Raw genomic sequence first — 17,242 nt, 5'->3', positions numbered from 1 at the left:
ACTGACCGGTCAGGACTACTCGCCCGCACTGGCTCCGGGCTGGGAGGTCGGCTGCACGGTTCCATTCGGCGCCTGCGGCAGTTGCTGCTGCTGTTGCTCCCCGGCCGGCGTGCTCGGCGTGGCCCGCCCGGTCTGACGGCCGGTGCCCTCGATGCCCCGTCCGGTCTCCGTGGTGGGAGTCTCGGTCTGCGTCGGTTCGGTCGACGACTCGACGGTCGAGGACGTGGGGGTCTGCGAGGTGTAGCTGGGCTGCGACGTCGTCGGCTCGACAGGCTGTTGCACCTGCGTGCCCTGCGGGACCCTCGGCTCGGTGGCGTAGTGCTCGGAACTGAACCCGTAGAAGCCGAGCAGCGCGAACCATACGAGGATCAGGACGACGGTGGTCGTCCGAATGCGCGTGTGATAGACGTGCCGCATGCGCCGCGCGAGTTTCACGATCGCCGACGGCTCGGGAGCTGCGGCGGCCTCGGCGACGGTCGTGTGAGCGGCGGTGTCGGCCGTCCGTTCCTCAGTGCTCATCGCTCACCCCGCCTCCGGTCTGGGCGGCCTCGTCCCCGGCGGTCTTGACCGCCGACTGCTGCTGCACCGATTGGACGAAGATCCCGTGGCGCGCGAGGCCGTAGATGATGTCGCCGCGCAGCGCGCGGCCGATCTCGAACTGCTGGCCGGGAAGCGTCCGCGCCACCATCCGGACGGTCGCCGAGTCGAGTTCGAGGTTGGTGATGCCCAGCGGGGTCGGCGCGTCGAGCAGCAACCGGTTCCACCGCGGGTTGTCGTAGAAGGTCTGTCCCACCTCGCGCAGGACCGTGTTGACCTCGTTGATGTCGGCGTCGAGCGGCACCGGCACGTCGACCACCGACCGTGCCCAGTCCTTCGACAGGTTCGCGGCCTTGATCATCTGACCGTTCGGCACGATGAGCAGTTCGCCGTCCGTGTTCCGGAGTCGGGTGACGCGGAGCGTCACATCCTCGACGGTGCCCTCGGCTTCGAGGCCGCCGGTCACCGAGAGGTTGACGACATCGCCGTAGCCGTACTGATGCTCGGCGATGATGAAGAAGCCGGCCAGCAGATCCTGCACCACGCGCTGCGCGCCGAAGCCCAGCGCCGCACCGACCACCGCGCTCAGCCCCACGAGGCTGCTCTTCGCGACCCACATCCCCAGGATGTGCATCGTGACCGCGGCAACGGTGAGCGCTACCAACGTCCAGGTCACGACGTCCACCAGTGCCCGACGGTGCTTCATGTCCTCGGACTGCACGATGTCGTCGCTGGACTCGAACTGCCGCAGCACCCGCTTGCTGTACCGGCCAGCACCCCATCGGAAGAACCGGATGACCAGGATCCCGCCGATGATCCAGAGCAGGATGCCGACGAAGTCGACTGCGAGCCACTTCTCCCAGGACTGCAGCCAGCTCGGCAGCCCGAGCCGATCTACCAGGTAGGTGGGAACGGAATCGATACGATCACTCGCCTTCGTTCATCCGCCAGCGGATGCCCGCTTCGATGAACTGATCGAGATCACCGTCGAGCACCGCAGACGGGTTGTTGCTTTCCACGTTCGTTCGCAGGTCCTTCACCATCTGGTAGGGGTGAAGCACGTACGAGCGCATCTGATTGCCCCAGCTGGCGCCGGTGTCGCTCTTGAGCGCGTCCATCTGCGCACGCTCCTCCAGACGCTTGCGTTCGAGGAGTTTGGCCTGCAGCACGCGCATCGCGGCGACCTTGTTCTGCAGTTGGCTCTTCTCATTCTGACATGTCACGACGATGCCCGTCGGGACGTGCGTCAGCCGCACCGCGGAGTCGGTGGTGTTGACCGACTGTCCGCCCGGGCCGGACGAGCGGTACACGTCCACCCGCACGTCGTTCTCGTCGATGTCGATGTGGTCGGTGGTCTCGACCACCGGCAACACCTCGACCTCGGCGAACGAGGTCTGCCTGCGGCCCTGGTTGTCGAACGGACTGATCCGCACCAGGCGGTGGGTGCCCTGCTCCACCGACAGCGTTCCGTACATGTACGGCGCCTTGACGGCGAAGGTCGCGGACTTGAGGCCCGCTTCCTCCGCGTACGAGGTGTCGTACACCTCGACCGGATGCCCGTGCTGCTCGGCCCACCGGATGTACATGCGCATCAGCATCTGCGCCCAGTCCGCCGCATCCACTCCGCCCGCACCGGAGCGGATGTTCACCAGCGCCTCGCGGGGGTCGTACTCGCCCGCGAGCATGGTCTTGACCTCCATGGCCTCGATGTCGCGGCGCAGGTCCGCTCGCTCGGTCTCCGCGTCCTCGAGAGCCGCGACGGCCGAGTCGCCCTCCTCCGCCTCCGCGAGCTCGTACAGCACCGGGAGATCGTCGAGGCGCGACCGGAGCTCGCTGACCCGGCGGAGTTCGGACTGCGCGTGCGAGAGCTCGGAGGTGACGCTCTGCGCGTGCTCCTGGTCGTTCCACAGGTCGGGGTCGGAAGCCTGCATCTCGAGCTCGTCGATTCGGCGACGGAGCTCGTCGAGGTCCATCACCTTCTCGACGGTCGTCAGGGTGGCGTCGAGCGATTCGAGATCAGCGGAGACATCGGGGTGCACGAGGAACCAGGTTACCCTCTGGCCGCGGACGCCCGACCGCGGTCAGTCGCCGAGCACCCCGAACCGCCACGTGGAGTCGACCTTGCCGGGCCGGTACACCACGGGCATCGACGCGCCCACCGTCGGCGCGACGTCGTCGGCGCCGAGCACCTGAGTGCCGTACACCTCGGTGGGAGCGATCTGCGGGCCGATGATGGTGCCGCTGATGGTGCAGTACCGGCTCCCGTTCTTGTCGGGCTCGTTCTGCCTGCCGAGCCCGGTCACCGTGAGCGTGCCCTCCACATAGCCGGAGGCCGCGTCGACGCCGCCTCCGAACATCCGGCGCCCACGGCGCTGCATCAGCATCGCGACGAGCGACGTCGCGACGATCAGGATGAACACGACGCTGATCCACACAGGCATGGCCTGAGAGTACCGCCGGACGGCATCGGGGAGAGACGGATGTCGCACGGCCGGACGCATCGGCCGCCGGTGCTAGCCTCGGATGCCGTGGCTACCCTCTCGGACGCCGGTCACGGCGCAGATCTTCAGCTGGCACTCGATCTGGCCGATGCAGCCGACGACCTCACGCTCTCCCGCTTCGGCGCCCTCGATCTGCACGTCGACTCGAAGCCCGATCTCACCCCGGTGTCGGACGCCGACCTCGCGTGCGAACGGATGATCCGCGACCGCATCGCCCAGACCCGACCCGCCGACGCCGTGCTCGGCGAGGAGTTCGGCGGCGACCCGCTGCTCACCGGGCGGCAATGGGTGGTGGATCCGATCGACGGCACCAAGAACTTCGTCCGCGGCGTTCCCGTCTGGGCCACGCTCATCGCCCTGCTCGTGGACGGCGTGCCGTCGGTCGGCGTGGTGAGTGCGCCTGCGTTGAACCGGCGCTGGTGGGCGGCGGCGGGCGGCGGCGCCTTCGCGTCGCTCGACGGCGGCGAGCCCAGGCCGATCTCGGTGTCGAAGGTCGACGACCTCGGCTCGGCGTCGTTGGCCTTCTCCAGCCTGTCCGGCTGGGCCGACCGCGGCATCCGCGACCGATTCATCGCGCTCACCGACAGCGTCTGGCGCGTGCGCGGCTACGGCGACTTCTTCAACTACTGCCTCGTCGCCGAGGGCGCAGTGGACATCGCCGCCGAACCGGAGGTCTCCCTGTGGGATCTCGCGGCACTCGATGTCCTGGTACGCGAGGCGGGCGGCGAGTTCACCGATCTGGGCGGCAGGCCCGGCCCGGGCGGCGGAAGCGCCGTGGCCACGAACGGTCTGCTGCAGCGGGAGACTCTGGCAGCCCTGGGGACGTGATCCTCCGCGCGTGACTCCGCATTCGCGCCGGAATACTCCTGCGGCACAAGGAAGTCGCCGGTAGCCTCCGCGATGGAGCGACATCCCGCTCCGAGAACTGAATGCGGAGGCGCCATGAGCAACGAAGTGAAGATGATCGTCCTGTCGACCGACGATCTCGACGAATCGATCAAGTTCTACAGCGAGACGCTGGGAATGGCTCTGAAGTTCCGCGACGGCGCACACTTCGCCGCCCTCGACGGCGGCGGAGTCACCGTCGCACTCGCGACGGCCGTCGACCACCCGATCCACGGTCAGGTGGTGGTCGGCATCAAGACCGACGACGTCGACGCGGCCGCGAAAGCCGTCGAAGCGAGCGGCGGCGGCATCGTCACCCAGGCGTACAACGACGCGCACGAGCGGCGTGCGGTGGTCTACGACAACAAGGGCAACGGGCTGGTCTTCTACAGTCCGTTGCCGAAACAGTGACCACGCGGCGGTGATTCAGACCGCGGCGGCGGTCACAGTTCGACGGGCACCCCGGACTCCAGCACGGAGAACTCGGTGCCCGTCGGCCTCATCTCGTCGATCCGCGCATTGTGAATGGCACGGCCGGCATCGGACAGGACGGCCTGGTGGATCGGGAAGGCCCGCCGCGGCGCGACCGCGCGCAGGTAGTCGACGGGCTCGCTGAGCTTGAGCCACGGCGCGGCCGCGGGCAGGGCCAGAACGTCGATCCGCTCGAACGGGATGTACAGGCTGTCGCCGGGGTGCATGAAGGCGCCGGGACGGTCGGCGGCGTCCACCACGTACGCGATGTTGTCGACCACCGGCAGATCCGGGTGGATCACTGCGTGTCTGCCGCCGGTGCCGCGGACGGTCAGCGCACCGATTCGCATCTGCTCCCCCGCCGCCATCACCGACCACTGGCCGGCGTCCCGCTTCTCGTTCAGTTGGGCCGCGGTCTGCGGGTCGGCGTAACGGACCGCCTGCGGATTGGCGTCGACCAGCGCGGGCAGCCGCGCCGGATCCGCATGGTCGGGGTGCTGATGGGTGATGAGAATCGCGTCCAGCCCGGTCAGCGTCTCGAATCCCGACGAGAGGTTTCCGGGGTCGAAGAGCACCCGGGTGCGATCGATCTCGAGCAGTACGCAGGAGTGGCCGAAATGGGTGATGCGCATGGCTCCGACGATAGTCGTGCCGGAGGCGTGACAACCTTCTTACCGAGGAGTAAGGTAACTCCTTACTACGGAGTAAGAACTCCATCGCGACAATCCGCTTCGAGAATCTGGTGAGGAAATGACCACGAACACCGAACCCCGCGACACCTCGTCCGTCGGCGCGCAGCCGCACAAGCGCACTCCGATCGGTGCGGCCATGCGCCTGCTCACGACCATCACGGGCTCCGACATCGCCGAGAAGTACCACCTGCGCGAGCCGATCAACCGGGTGGCCTTCCACGCCACCAAGACCGGATTCAAGACCCTCGGAGCGGCCAACCGCGCGTTCACCCAGGTCGCGAGCAGCGGAAAGCCGGAGCGTCCGGCCACCTCGTCGAAGGGATTCTTCAACCTCAACCCCGACGAAGAGCAGGAGATGATCGCGGAGACCGTCCGCGACTTCTCCACCGAGATCCTGCGGCCGGCGGCATACGACTCCGACAACGCCGCCACCACTCCCGAGGACATCCTGAAGCGCTCGGCGGAGCTCGGCATCACGATGATCAACGTTCCGGAGGCCTTCGACGGAGCCGCCACCGAACGCGGTGTGGTCACCAACGCGCTCGTCGCCGAGGCCATGGCGTACGGCGACATGGGACTGGCCCTCCCCCTTCTGGCGCCGAGCGGCGTCGCGACCACCCTGACCAACTTCGGCAGCGACGGCCAGCAGCGCACCTACCTTCCCGACTTCGCGGGCGAGAACGTACCGTCGTCCGCGGTCGTCATCGCCGAGCCGCGCCCGCTGTTCGACGCCTTCGACCTGCAGACCAAGGCCAAGCGCGTGCCGAGCGGGTTCCGCCTCTCCGGCGTGAAGTCGTTCGTCCCCGCGGCAGGCAGCGCGGAACTGTTCATCGTCGGCGCGCAGCTCGACGGCCGTCCGGCCCTGTTCATCGTCGAGTCCGACAGCCAGGGTCTGGTGATCGAAGCCGATCCGGGCATGGGCCTGCGCGCAGCCGGAATGGGCCGGCTGCTGCTCGACGACGTGGCCGTTCCCGCCACGGCTCTCCTCGGCGAGGTCGAGGGAGACGACGCGGCGGCCGCGTACCGCGACGTGGTGCGCCTGTCGCGCCTGGGCTGGTCGGCACTGGCCGCAGGCACCGCGAAGGCGATGCTCGACTACGTGATCCCCTACGTCAACGAGCGCGAGGCCTTCGGCGAGCCGATCTCGAACCGCCAGGCGGTGGCGTTCATGGTCGCGAACATGGCGACCGAACTCGACGGCCTGCGACTGGTGACCCTCCGCGGCGCCTCGCGTGCGGAGCAGGGCCTGTCGTTCGCCCGCGAGGCGGCGCTGGCGCGCAAGCTCACCATCGACAAGGGCCTTCAGATCGGCCTCGACGGCGTGCAGCTGCTCGGCGGCCACGGCTTCACCAAGGAGCACCCGGTGGAGCGGTGGTACCGCGACCTGCGCGGTGCGGGCATCGGCGAGGGCATCGTCGTTCTCTGACGGCGAGACGAGTTTCAGGAGTCGACATCATGGCAATCAATCTCGAACTGCCCAAGAAGCTGCAGCCCACGGTGGAGCAGGCGCGCGATGCGGCGCTGGAGATCTTCCGGCCCATCTCGCGCAAGTACGACCTCGCCGAGCACGAGTACCCGGTGGAGCTGGACACTCTGGCGAACCTCTACAACGGTCTCGCCGCCGCCGGCCAGGCCGGTGCGGGCGCCGCGGGTGGTCGCGGCGACGCCAACAAGCAGCGACCGGAGGGCTACAACGCCAACGGCGGCAACATGCAGTCGGTCCTCAACGCCATGTGGGCGTCGTACGGCGACGTGGGGCTCATGCTCTCGATCCCGTATCAGGGACTGGGCAACGCGGCCATCGCCGCTGTCGCCACCGACGAACAGATCGAGAGCTTCGGCGGCGAGGTCTGGGCGTCGATGGCCATCACCGAGCCGAGCTTCGGTTCCGACTCGGCCGCGGTGACCACCACCGCGACGCGCGACGGCGACGAGTACGTCATCAACGGCGAGAAGATCTTCGTGACCGCGGGTTCGCGCGCCACCCACATCGTGGTGTGGGCCTCGGTGGACCGCAGCCTTGGGCGCGCGGCCATCAAGAGCTTCGTCGTCCCTCGGGACAACCCGGGCGTCACCATCGTCCGGCTCGAACACAAGCTCGGCATTCGCGCGTCCGACACCGCCGTGATCCGCTTCGAGGACTGCCGGATCCCCGCCACCAACCTGCTCGGTTCGCCGGAGGTGGACGTCAAGAAGGGCTTCGGCGGGGTCATGCAGACCTTCGACAACACGCGGCCGATGGTCGCCGCGATGGCTGTCGGCGTCGCGCGCGCCGCACTCGAGGAACTCCGCAAGCTCCTCGAGGAGGCCGGCCTCGAAATCGACTACGACCGTCCGGCCGCCGACCAGCCAGCCGCGGTGGCGGAGTTCATCCGCATGGAGTCCGACTACGAGGCCGCATACCTGCTCGCGATCCGGGCGGCGTGGATGGCCGACAACAAGATGCCGAACTCGCTGGAGGCGTCGATGTCGAAGGCCAAGGCGGGCCGCACCGGCACCGACGTCACCAACAAGGCCGTCGAACTCGCGTCCACCTACGGCTACTCCGAGCGCACCCTGCTCGAGAAGTGGGCGCGCGACTCGAAGATCCTCGACATCTTCGAGGGAACGCAGCAGATTCAGCAGCTGATCATCGCCCGGCGCATTCTCGGGAAGAGCAGTGCCGAACTGAAGTGATCAGGCCGAGCCCGTAGGCTCTGCATTCCCGTCGCACGATCAGGGGCGGGGGATTCACGCCGCGGCGTCCTCATCGAGGGCTCCGAGCGAATCCCCCGCCCCTGACCCGTCCCCAGGCCGCCCCCGCGACCTCGCCGGCCCCTCGACTAGGCACCACCCCGCCGGCCCCTCGACTAGGCACCACCCCGCCGGCTCGTCGAGTAAGCACCACCCTGCAGGTCCGTCGAGTAAGCCCCACCCTGCAGGTCCGTCGAGTAAGCGGAGGAACGAAGTGACGACGCGCATCGAGACCGCCCACCGACCCCCTCACCCGCCCCGGTGACCTCCCACTTCCCGACGATCCATTGTGATCTGGGCAACCCCCGTGTACTCTCAGCGAAACTTTTGAAATAAGAACGTTTCACATGGGGGTCGAATTGAGAACACGCACATTCCTCGCCGCTGCGCTGAGCGCCGTGGCCGTCGTTGCGACAGCGGCGGTGACACCGGTCGCGCCCGCCCACGCCGACCCGGCCGTGACGCAGGCGCCGCTCGTTCCACTGCCACAAGAGCTCGACCCCGCCTTCTACCGACCTCCGGCCCGGGAAGTCGCCGCCGCCGCTCCGGGTGAGATCTTGCGTGCCCGGCGGATCACCCCCGCGAACTTCGGAGTCGCTCCCATCAACGTGGACGCGTGGCAGCTCACCTTCCGGTCCACCGACACCCGCGGCCGGGCGATCCCCGCGGTCACCACGATCCTCAAGCCGCGCGGCACCACGACCGGCCCGCGCAAGGTCGTCTCCATGCAGATCGCCGAGGATTCGACCGCCAGCTACTGCGCGACGTCGTACGCCGTCCAGCACCTCAACGCCGGTCCCCTTCTGGGTCAGGTGGTCGCTCCCGCCGAACTGCTCATCGCCCAGGGCTTTCTGAACCAGGGGTACGCGGTGGTGCTTCCCGACCACGAAGGCCCCAACCACGCTTACGGCGCCGGTCCACTCGGTGCCCGCATCACCCTCGACAGTCTCCGTGCCGCCAAGCGATTCGCGCCGTCGTCGATCACCGATGCCTCACCCATCGGCCTGTACGGCTATTCCGGCGGCGCCATCGTCACCGGGCACACCGCTGAACTCAAGAAGACGTACGCCCCCGAACTGAACATCGTGGGCGCCGCAGAAGGGGGAGTCCCCGCGGATCTCGAGGTGGTCCTCAAAGCCGCGCAGAACAACGTGACCAGCGGCCTCGTGCTCGGCGCGGTGGTCGGACTCACCCGCGAGTACGACTACTTCCGCACCTTCATGAACTCCCACCTCGACCCGCTCGGCCGGGCGGTGCTGGCACTCAAGGGTCCCCTCTGCGTGCAGTATCAGGCGGCGACCTTCCCGTTCCTGAACAACATCGGGTTCATCCGCGCACCGGGCGGCGCGCTGCGGGCACCCGCCGTGCGTCGGGTCTTCGACGACACCCGGATGGGCAAGAGCCTGCCCGACATGCCCATGTACATGTGGAACTCCGCCCTCGACGAGATCATCCCCGTGGGCCAGGTGGATCGGCTCGTCGGTCAGTACTGCCGCCGCCCGGGTGCTCGGGTGACCTACACCCGCGACCACCTGTCGGAACATCTCATCGCCGAGGTCTCCGGTGCGCCGCTGGCACTGTTGTGGCTGAAGGATCGGCTCGACGGCAAGCCGGCCGCAAAGGGTTGCCGGACCAGTGACGACCTCACCATGACGTCGCGGCCGCGATGGTGGCCGACGTTCTCGGCAGCGGTGGGCGCCGGGCTGGCGGCACTGTTCGGCAAACCTCTGGGCGCGGAGCGCTAGCGGCATCCGGTCCGGGCTCGACCGCTAGCCTGGACCGGTGACCGAACCCAGGCTCTATCGCGGCCAGTCGATGCACGACCGTCGCCGCGATCGGCGTCGACGCTTCTGTGATTCGGCGATCGCGCTGTTCGGCACCGACGGCTACGCGGCGACGTCCGTGTCAGCGGTCTGTCGGCACGCCGCTCTGTCATCCCGACAGTTCTACGAGGAGTTCGGCGACCGCGAGCATCTGCTCCGCACGGTCTACGACGAGACCGAGGACGCGGCGAGCACGGCCGTCATCGAAGCCGTCGAACGGTCACTCGAGACCGCCGCGGAGATCGAGGCGGTGTTCGACGCGGGGATCCGGGCATTCGTCGAATTCTTCGGCGCGGCCCCTCGGCTCACCCGAATCTGCTTCGTCGAGGCAGTGGGTGTGAGCGCGGAGTTCGAGGAACACCGCGCCGAGCGCCGGACCCGGTGGGGTGCCTCGCTCGACGCGATCAGCGCGGCGGGCGCCGAGCGCGGATTGCTCACCGCGAGGCCCGACCCGCTGCTGTGGACCGGCTTCATCGGCGCGGTGAACGCCGTGATCGTCGAGCAGGTGCGATCAGCCGACCTGACCACCGAGGACACCCTCCGGGTGATGCGCACGCTGCTCCGACCCGGTGTTCTGGGCTGAGCGGGCTCGCGTCGAAACCTCTCCGCGCCGCACAGTGCCTCCTACGCTGATGAGATGACCACTGCCGCCAGAGCCGGGCGCCTGCTCCTCGCTCTGGCATCCATCGCCGTCGGCGTCCTGCTGGTGCTCCGCCCGTTCGCGAGCGTGCCGTGGACCGCCGCCGCACTGGCGATCGGCTTGATCGTGGCCGGACTCGTCGACCTCATCGAATCCCAGACTCGCCGGGAACCGCTCCGGCTCGCCGTCGCAGTCCTGCTGCCGCTGGTCGGTACCGTGCTGCTGATCTGGCGGAGTCTGTCGATCTTCGGTATCGCGGTGGCCGCGGCGATCGCACTCGCGGTGTGGGGCGTGGGCCGATGGGTGCGCGCCGCGCGCCGCGGCCCCGCGTGGTTCGCCGACGTGCTGTTCGGCGCAGCCGGTATCGCCACCGCTGTGCTCGCCGTGTCGTGGCCGGGTGTGAGCATCTTCATCGTCGTCGAGGCCGTCGGGCTGGCGCTGGTGTGGCGCGGTGCGGCCGAGCTGCTCGCCGGCATCCGCGGCCGGACCGCCGCGGCCGAACCCGGCCGGGAGCGGACCGCGAGAATCGCGCTGCGGACGGCCGCGGCAGCGGTCGCGACGATCGTCGCCGTGCCGCTGGTGATCGCGACATTCGTCGTCCGCGGCACCGCTGAGGAACCCGGCGCGTTCTATCGAGCCGAGCTTCCCGCCGGCGTGCGGCCGGGGACCCTGTTGAAGTCGGAGCCGACCGCCGCGGGCATCCCGCCGGGCGCTCACGCGTGGCGCATCCTCTACTCCACCCTGCGCGGCGACCGGCCCGCACTGGCGAGCGGTCTCGTCGTCGTTCCGGACGGTCCCGGTCCGCACTCGCTGATCGCGTGGGCCCACGGGACGTCCGGCGTCGCCGAGAACTGCGCCCCGTCGATGACCTCGACACCGCTGGCACACCTGCCGGGCCTGAACGAAGTGGTCGGGCGGGGCTGGGCGCTGGTGGCCGCCGACTACATCGGGATGGGCACTCCGGGACCGTCGCCGTATGTGATCGGCCGGGGTGAGGCGCGCTCGGTACTGGACTCGATCCGGGCCGCCCGCGCTCTGCCCGGGGCGTCATTGACTCGGTCGACGGTGGTGTGGGGCCATTCCCAGGGCGGACACGCTGCACTGTGGACCGAACTGCTGGCTCCGTCGTACGCACCCGACGCCGGCGTGATCGCCACCGCGGCGCTCGCACCGGCATCGAATCTGCGGGCTCTCGCCTCCGGGCTGGAGACGATGGCGGGCGGCGCGTTGCTGGCGTCCTATGTGATGGACGCGTACACCCGCACCTACCCGGACGTCCGCTACGCCGACTACATCAAGACGCAGGCCCGCCTCCCGATGCGCGGAATGGCGGCGCGCTGTCTGTGGTCGCCCACGATGCCCGTCTCGCTCGCCGAGGCGCTCATTCTCGGCCACGACTTCTACACGCGCACCCCGACGTCCGGTCCGCTGGGCGCACGACTCGCCGAGAACACGCCGAGCGCGCGGCTGCCGCGGCCCACGCTCATCGCCCAGGGACTGTCGGACGAGGTGATCGCTCCGGCGCCGCAGAACGAGTACGTCACCGACCAATGCGCCGCGGGCAGCGATCTCGAATACCGCGCCTACCCGGGGCTCGGGCACATGACGCTCATCGACGACGACTCGCCCGCCGTCGGGTCGCTCATCGCCTGGACGCAGGACCGTTTCGCGGGTGCGGCGCCGACACCGAACTGCCCGGCACCGCATCCGGCGTGATCAGTGCCCGAGTTGATCCACCAGGGCCTCGAGCACTGAGAGGTCCTCGATGGTCGAGGGCACCGCGTACTCCTCACCGTCCACGATCTGCCGCATGGTCTTACGCAGGATCTTGCCCGACCGGGTCTTCGGCAGGGCCTGGACGACCGTGACGTCGCGGAAGGTGGCGACGGCGCCGATCTCGTCGCGGACCATCTGCACCAGTTCGGCGCGGAGACGGTCCTCGTCGATGTCGGCACCGGCCTTGAGCACCACGTATCCGCTCGGCCGCTGTCCCTTGAGGTCGTCGTGAATGCCGACCACCGCGCACTCCGCGACGGCCGGATGCGCGGCGACCACCGCTTCGATGCTCCCGGTGGAGAGCCGGTGCCCGGCGACATTGATGACGTCATCCGATCGTCCCAGCACGTAGACGTACCCGTTCTCATCGATGTAGCCGGAGTCGCCGGTCAGGTAGTAGCCGGGGAACGCCTTGAGGTATGAGGAACGGAACCGCTCCTCGTCGCCCCACAGCCCCGCGAGCGTGCCGGGCGGCATCGGCAGCTTCACGACGATGTTGCCCTCGGCGTTGGGTCCGAGACGGCGGCCATCGGCGTCGACGACCTGCACGTCGTACCCGGGGACCGGGACCGTGGCAGTCCCGGGCTTGAGCGGCATGGGTTCGAGTCCACGCAGATTGGCCACTATCGCCCAGCCGGTCTCGGTCTGCCACCAGTGGTCCACCACCGGGACACCGAGCTTCTCCGAGGCCCATTCGAACGTGTCGGGATCGAGTCGCTCGCCCGCCGCGAAGAGGGTCTTGAACCGCGACATGTCGTACTGGGCCAGTTCAGCGGCCTCGGGATCGGCCTTGCGGATCGCGCGGATCGCCGTCGGAGCGGTGAACAGCGCCGACGCTCCGTGTTCGGAGATGACGCGCCAGAACGCCCCCGCGTCAGGTGTCCCGACCGGCTTGCCCTCATACATCACCGTCGTCGCTCCGAGCAGCAGCGGACCGTAGACGATGTACGAGTGGCCCACCACCCAGCCGACGTCGGAGGCCGTCCACCACACGTCGTCGGGCGACACCCCGTACACGTTGCGCATCGACCAGTGCAGCGCCACCGCGTGACCGCCGTTGTCGCGCACCACGCCCTTGGGCTTCCCCGTGGTTCCCGAGGTGTACAGGATGTAGAGCGGGTCGGTCGCGGCCACCTCGACGGCGTCGGCCGGGCGCGCGGTCGCCATCTGCTGGTCCCAGTCGAGCCACCCGTAGTCCCCCGCCGATCCGGCCACCTGCGGCCGGTCCTTCACGATCACCGTCTCCGGCGCCGACGCCGCGATCGCCAGCGCATCCCGCACCATCGGCAGATACTCGACGGTTCGGCCCGGCTCCAGTCCACCCGACGCGGTGACGATCGCGACCGGTTCGGCGTCGTCGATGCGCGTGGCCAACTCCGGTGCAGCGAACCCGCCGAACACCACTGAGTGCACGGCTCCGATCCGCGCGCAGGCGAGCATCGCGATCGCGGCCTCCGGGATCATCGGCATGTAGACGATGACGCGATCGCCCTTGGCCACGCCCTGCGCGGCGAGCACTCCCGCGAAGCGGGACACCTCGGCGAGCAGTTCGGCATAGGTGTACGTCCGCTTCTCGCCCACCATTGCGGAGTCCCAGACGAGCGCGTCACGATCGCCGCGGCCCGCCGAGACATGACGGTCGAGCGCGTTCGCCGAGGTATTGAGCGTGGCATCGGGGAACCATCGGTAGATCGGCGGCTGGGAATCGTCGAGAGCCTTGGTCGGCGGACTGATCCAGTCGATGCCCGCCGCCGCGTCGAGCCAGAATCCGTCGGGATCGTCGATGCTGCGGGCGAAGACTTCTGCGTAGGTGGCCATTGGACAACGGTAGCAATCCGGTGACCGGAGTCACTTCTGCAGCGTGGACTCGGTCACACTTGGTCTCGGATTTATCACGGAAAGATAACAGCGGAATCCTCGCTCCCACCTGGGATCTTGCTGAGAATTACACGCTTGCAAGAGCAAGCGGATTGTGTCTCCGACCACAGCTTCGCGGTGTGACCTCACGTTTTTCACGACGTAGCGTCTCTTCCGTCCACGAACGCAGCCCGTTTTCGAGGGCTGCGCCCAAGGAGGAATGCCTGATGAGCCTTACCAAGCTCGCAACCCGCGCCGCGATCGCCGGCGCCCTGACCATCGCCCCGCTGACCCTGGCCGCCGGCGTCGCCTCGGCCGACACCGGCCACAACTGGGACGCGGTCGCTCAGTGCGAGAGCGGCGGCGACTGGTCGATCAACACCGGCAACGGCTACTACGGCGGTCTGCAGTTCTCGCAGTCCACCTGGGAGGCCAACGGCGGCACCGGCAGCGCGAACAACGCGTCCCGCGAGGAGCAGATCCGCGTCGCGGAGAACGTGCTCGCCACCCAGGGCCCCGGCGCCTGGCCGGTCTGCGGCGCGTACCTCTAAGTACGCCCGCACCCCTCAACCGGGGAACCGCGCTCTCCGACGAGGCCGGTCGCTGTCGCAGCGACCGGCCTCGCGGTGTCGCCCGACCCACGCGGCCGGCACGGCCTAGGCTCGGGTGAAGGCGATCAGAGGAGGCCACCGGATGTCGACGCTCTCGTTCACCAGCCTCGGAGCGGCGGGAACCGTCACCGGTTCCAAGCATCTCCTCGAGCGCGACGGGAGGATGATCCTCGTCGACTGCGGGCTCTTCCAGGGCATCAAGAACCTGCGCGAGACCAACTGGCGCTCGCTGCCGGTGGATCCGCAGGCACTCGATGCGGTGATCGTCACCCACGCTCATCTCGACCACACGGGATACCTGCCGCGCCTGATCCGCGACGGCTTCCGCGGTCCGATCTATTCGACCCCCGCCACGCGCGACGTGGCCGACATCATCCTCCGCGACTCCGCCCATCTGCAGGAACGCGACGCGATGCTGGCCAACAAGCACCGGGCCACGCGGCACTCCCCGGCACGGCCGCTCTACGACGTCACCGACGTCGAACAGACCATAGCCCAGTTCCACACGCGCGCCACGGACAAGTCGTTCTCCCCCACCCGCGAGGTCCGAGCGCTGTTCCGCGGCGCCGGCCACATCCTCGGCGCCGCCACCGTCGAGGTGGAGTGGGGCGGCGTCACCGTCGCGTTCAGCGGCGACCTCGGCCGGTACGACGACCCCCTGATGTTCAATCCCGAGCCGGTACCCCGGGCCGACTACCTCGTGTGCGAGTCCACCTACGGCGATCGCGTGCGAGACCACGCGGACCCGGCCGCCGAACTACTGCGCATCATCACCGAGACAGTCGACCGCGGCGGCACCGTCGTGATCCCCGCGTTCGCGGTCGGTCGGACGCAGACGATCCTCTATCACCTCTGGACTCTGCAGCGGGACGGGCTGCTGCCCCGGGTGCCGGTCTACGTCGACAGCCCGATGGCGATCAACGCAGGCGAACTGATGCGCTCGCATCCGGCGGCGCATCGGCTCGACGCGGCACACGTCGACGAGATGTTCGCGATCGCCGAGTACGTCCGCGACCCCGAACGTTCCAAACAGATCTCCGCCGACCACGGCCCGAAGGTCATTCTCTCCGCGAGCGGGATGGCGACCGGCGGCCGCGTCCTGCACCATCTGGCCGCATTCGTCGGCGGCTCACAGAACACGGTGGTCCTGGTCGGCTATCAGGCGGTCGGCACCCGCGGGCGGTCGCTGGCCGACGGGGCACGCTTCCTCAAGCTGTACGGCGAGTGGCTGCCGGTGCACGCTCGGGTGGAGAACCTGCACATGCTCTCGGCGCACGCCGACTCCGACGAGCTCATCCGATGGATGCGTGGCTTCGACGAGGCGCCGCGCCGGACGTTCCTGGTTCACGGCGAACCCAACGCCACGGAGTCGATGCGGCATCGGATCGACCACGATCTCGGCTGGCGGACCACCGTCGGACACCAGAACCAGACGTTCGATCTGATCTGACGCGCCGCCGATCGCACCGGAACGCCACTCGGGACACTCAGCCCCAGGTGCCGGCCTGCTCGACGATGAAGCCCGCGAGAATCACCGCGCTGCCGCCCACCTCGCCGATGATCAGCGCGACCATCGACGCGGTCAGCGACGGCGACGCCGGGTGGAACTGGTTGGTGGTGTCGCGTCGCAGTCCGTGCAGGCAGTAGGACGCGATCGCACCGACGAAGAAGACGAGGACGACGATCAGCGCGACCATGTTGACCGCCGTCGACCACGCGCTGAACTGCGCGAACGCAGCCAGCAAGGCGGTGGCGAAGGAGTACATGAGTGCGGCGCGGTGAGCGATGTCGACGTACACGTGTGCCTGTCCGGTCTCGCTCCGCATGATGGCGGCGTACTTCCACACGCCGAGCAACAGCGCCCACAGAAAGATGACACCCGCGGCGATCAGCGCCACCTGAGCGGTGAGAGTCAGATTCATCGCACAAGTCTCGCAGATCGCCCGGGCCCGGCCGCGCCCCGTCTCCCGGCGCCGAGCCCCCGCGTCGTTGCTATGGTGCACGCATGGCCCCTGACCGCACATCGCTCCGCCGGTCGCGGCTGGTGCCGATCGTCGCGGTGCTGGCGGGCATCGCCGCGATCGCCTTCGTGGTGATCCGTTCCTCGCACGGGGTCGACGGCTCCGCCGACCGGGCAGGCAGTGCCGCATCGACGCCGGTCCGCTCGGAATGGGAGGACCGTGATCCGACCGATCCGATGACCTTCGGTCCGGTCGACGCACCCGTCGGTCTCGTGGTCTTCACCGACTACCAGTGCCCGTACTGCGCGAAGTGGTCGCACGACACGCTCCCGGCACTCCTGCCCTATGCCGACGCCGGCGATCTGCGCATCGAACTCCGGGACATGAACATCTTCGGCGATGAGTCCGAACGCGCCGCCCGCGCCGCCTACTCCGCGGCGCTCCAGGGGCATCTGCGCGAGTTCCATGCCGCTCTGTTCGCCGACGGCCGGCCGCGCCCGAAGAGCGCGCTCTCCGACGACGCACTGCTCGCCCTCGCCGGCGAGTTGAGGCTCGACACCGGCCGCTTCCGCACCGACTACGAGTCGCGCACCGTCTTGTCGGCGGTACGGAACAAGGCGAGTGACGGCTTCACCGCGGGCACTTATTCCACGCCCGCCTTCATCCTCGGCGGCCAGCCGATCCTCGGGGCGCAGCCGACGAAGGTCTTCACCGACAAGCTGCGGAGCGAACTCGACGCCGCCGGACGCTGAGGT

Annotated in this window: 17 protein-coding genes; 10 read left to right on the top strand and 7 right to left on the bottom strand. The window is 68.7% G+C overall.

Translation table 11 applies throughout. The features are described from left to right. Nucleotides 1–15: 15 nt before the first annotated feature. The 4 genes from ACE11G_RS04540 to ACE11G_RS04525 are packed head-to-tail and all read right to left on the bottom strand — an operon-like array spanning nt 16 to nt 2,978. Nucleotides 16–519, bottom strand: a complete 504-nt coding sequence (locus ACE11G_RS04540; RefSeq protein ID WP_375003819.1) for a hypothetical protein — start codon at nt 517–519, stop codon at nt 16–18. After that, entirely contained in the window at nt 509–1,438 is a 930-nt protein-coding gene (locus ACE11G_RS04535) for a mechanosensitive ion channel family protein (RefSeq protein ID WP_045538593.1), read from the bottom strand. Before ACE11G_RS04535 ends, ACE11G_RS04540 begins: the two co-directional genes overlap by 11 nt. Nucleotides 1,439–1,463: 25 nt before the next feature. After that, entirely contained in the window at nt 1,464–2,576 is a 1,113-nt protein-coding gene (gene prfB / locus ACE11G_RS04530; protein WP_006898285.1) for a peptide chain release factor 2, read from the bottom strand. Between the two features lie 42 nt (nt 2,577–2,618). Continuing rightward, nucleotides 2,619–2,978, bottom strand: a complete 360-nt coding sequence (locus ACE11G_RS04525) for a hypothetical protein (protein ID WP_051999706.1) — start codon at nt 2,976–2,978, stop codon at nt 2,619–2,621. Nucleotides 2,979–3,065: 87 nt separating this feature from the next. On the opposite strand from ACE11G_RS04525, the gene hisN reads away from it, so the two are divergent. Beyond that, nucleotides 3,066–3,866 carry a histidinol-phosphatase gene (gene hisN, locus ACE11G_RS04520; protein WP_375003816.1) on the top strand — a complete coding sequence of 267 codons (801 nt, stop codon included), beginning with the start codon at nt 3,066–3,068 and terminating at the stop codon, nt 3,864–3,866. Nucleotides 3,867–3,980: 114 nt separating this feature from the next. Beyond that, nucleotides 3,981–4,334 (top strand): VOC family protein, encoded by a 354-nt coding sequence (locus tag ACE11G_RS04515; protein ID WP_006898282.1) that lies wholly within the window; start codon nt 3,981–3,983, stop codon nt 4,332–4,334. Between the two features lie 32 nt (nt 4,335–4,366). Here the strand turns inward: ACE11G_RS04515 and ACE11G_RS04510 are convergent, their stop codons facing one another. Then, nucleotides 4,367–5,026 (bottom strand): MBL fold metallo-hydrolase, encoded by a 660-nt coding sequence (locus ACE11G_RS04510; RefSeq protein WP_375003814.1) that lies wholly within the window; start codon nt 5,024–5,026, stop codon nt 4,367–4,369. A gap of 118 nt (nt 5,027–5,144) precedes the next feature. Between ACE11G_RS04510 and ACE11G_RS04505 the strand changes: the two genes are divergently transcribed. The 5 genes from ACE11G_RS04505 (at nt 5,145) to ACE11G_RS04485 (ending at nt 11,998) form a co-directional block, all read left to right on the top strand. Further along, a complete protein-coding gene (locus ACE11G_RS04505; protein ID WP_375003812.1) occupies nt 5,145–6,512 on the top strand; it encodes an acyl-CoA dehydrogenase family protein in 1,368 nt (455 codons plus the stop codon). 29 nt (nt 6,513–6,541) lie between these two features. Further along, nucleotides 6,542–7,762, top strand: coding sequence for an acyl-CoA dehydrogenase family protein (locus ACE11G_RS04500; RefSeq protein WP_006898279.1), 1,221 nt, complete (start codon nt 6,542–6,544; stop codon nt 7,760–7,762). Between the two features lie 404 nt (nt 7,763–8,166). After that, nucleotides 8,167–9,564 (top strand): lipase family protein, encoded by a 1,398-nt coding sequence (locus ACE11G_RS04495; protein ID WP_375003810.1) that lies wholly within the window; start codon nt 8,167–8,169, stop codon nt 9,562–9,564. Nucleotides 9,565–9,601: 37 nt separating this feature from the next. Next, complete coding sequence (locus tag ACE11G_RS04490; RefSeq protein WP_375003808.1) at nt 9,602–10,225, top strand: TetR/AcrR family transcriptional regulator; 624 nt, start codon at nt 9,602–9,604, stop codon at nt 10,223–10,225. Nucleotides 10,226–10,279: 54 nt separating this feature from the next. Next, nucleotides 10,280–11,998, top strand: a complete 1,719-nt coding sequence (locus tag ACE11G_RS04485) for a lipase family protein (protein WP_222111169.1) — start codon at nt 10,280–10,282, stop codon at nt 11,996–11,998. Here the strand turns inward: ACE11G_RS04485 and ACE11G_RS04480 are convergent, their stop codons facing one another. Beyond that, a complete protein-coding gene (locus tag ACE11G_RS04480) occupies nt 11,999–13,876 on the bottom strand; it encodes a propionyl-CoA synthetase (protein ID WP_375003805.1) in 1,878 nt (625 codons plus the stop codon). It abuts the gene before it with no gap. A 266-nt stretch (nt 13,877–14,142) separates the two neighbouring features. Between ACE11G_RS04480 and ACE11G_RS04475 the strand changes: the two genes are divergently transcribed. Together ACE11G_RS04475 and ACE11G_RS04470 are read left to right on the top strand one after the other, a co-directional pair. After that, the gene (locus tag ACE11G_RS04475) at nt 14,143–14,466 is read left to right on the top strand and encodes a transglycosylase family protein (RefSeq protein WP_006895487.1); all 324 of its coding nucleotides are present in this window, start codon (nt 14,143–14,145) and stop codon (nt 14,464–14,466) included. Between the two features lie 142 nt (nt 14,467–14,608). Next, the gene (locus tag ACE11G_RS04470; RefSeq protein WP_045538993.1) at nt 14,609–15,976 is read left to right on the top strand and encodes an MBL fold metallo-hydrolase RNA specificity domain-containing protein; all 1,368 of its coding nucleotides are present in this window, start codon (nt 14,609–14,611) and stop codon (nt 15,974–15,976) included. A gap of 37 nt (nt 15,977–16,013) precedes the next feature. Here ACE11G_RS04470 and ACE11G_RS04465 read toward each other — a convergent pair whose 3' ends face one another. After that, nucleotides 16,014–16,448: a hypothetical protein gene (locus ACE11G_RS04465; RefSeq protein WP_006895491.1), complete on the bottom strand. Its 435-nt coding sequence runs from the start codon at nt 16,446–16,448 to the stop codon at nt 16,014–16,016. Nucleotides 16,449–16,531: 83 nt separating this feature from the next. Here ACE11G_RS04465 and ACE11G_RS04460 point away from each other — a divergent pair, with 83 nt between their 5' ends. Continuing rightward, nucleotides 16,532–17,239 carry a DsbA family protein gene (locus ACE11G_RS04460; protein WP_045538995.1) on the top strand — a complete coding sequence of 236 codons (708 nt, stop codon included), beginning with the start codon at nt 16,532–16,534 and terminating at the stop codon, nt 17,237–17,239. Nucleotides 17,240–17,242: the final 3 nt, after the last annotated feature.

The sequence above is a fragment of the Gordonia sp. PS3 genome, assembly GCF_041950545.1.
GTDB lineage: Bacteria > Actinomycetota > Actinomycetes > Mycobacteriales > Mycobacteriaceae > Gordonia > Gordonia sihwensis.
Note: the sequence above shows the minus strand (reverse complement) of the source record. Positions and strands in the feature narration are given on the sequence as shown.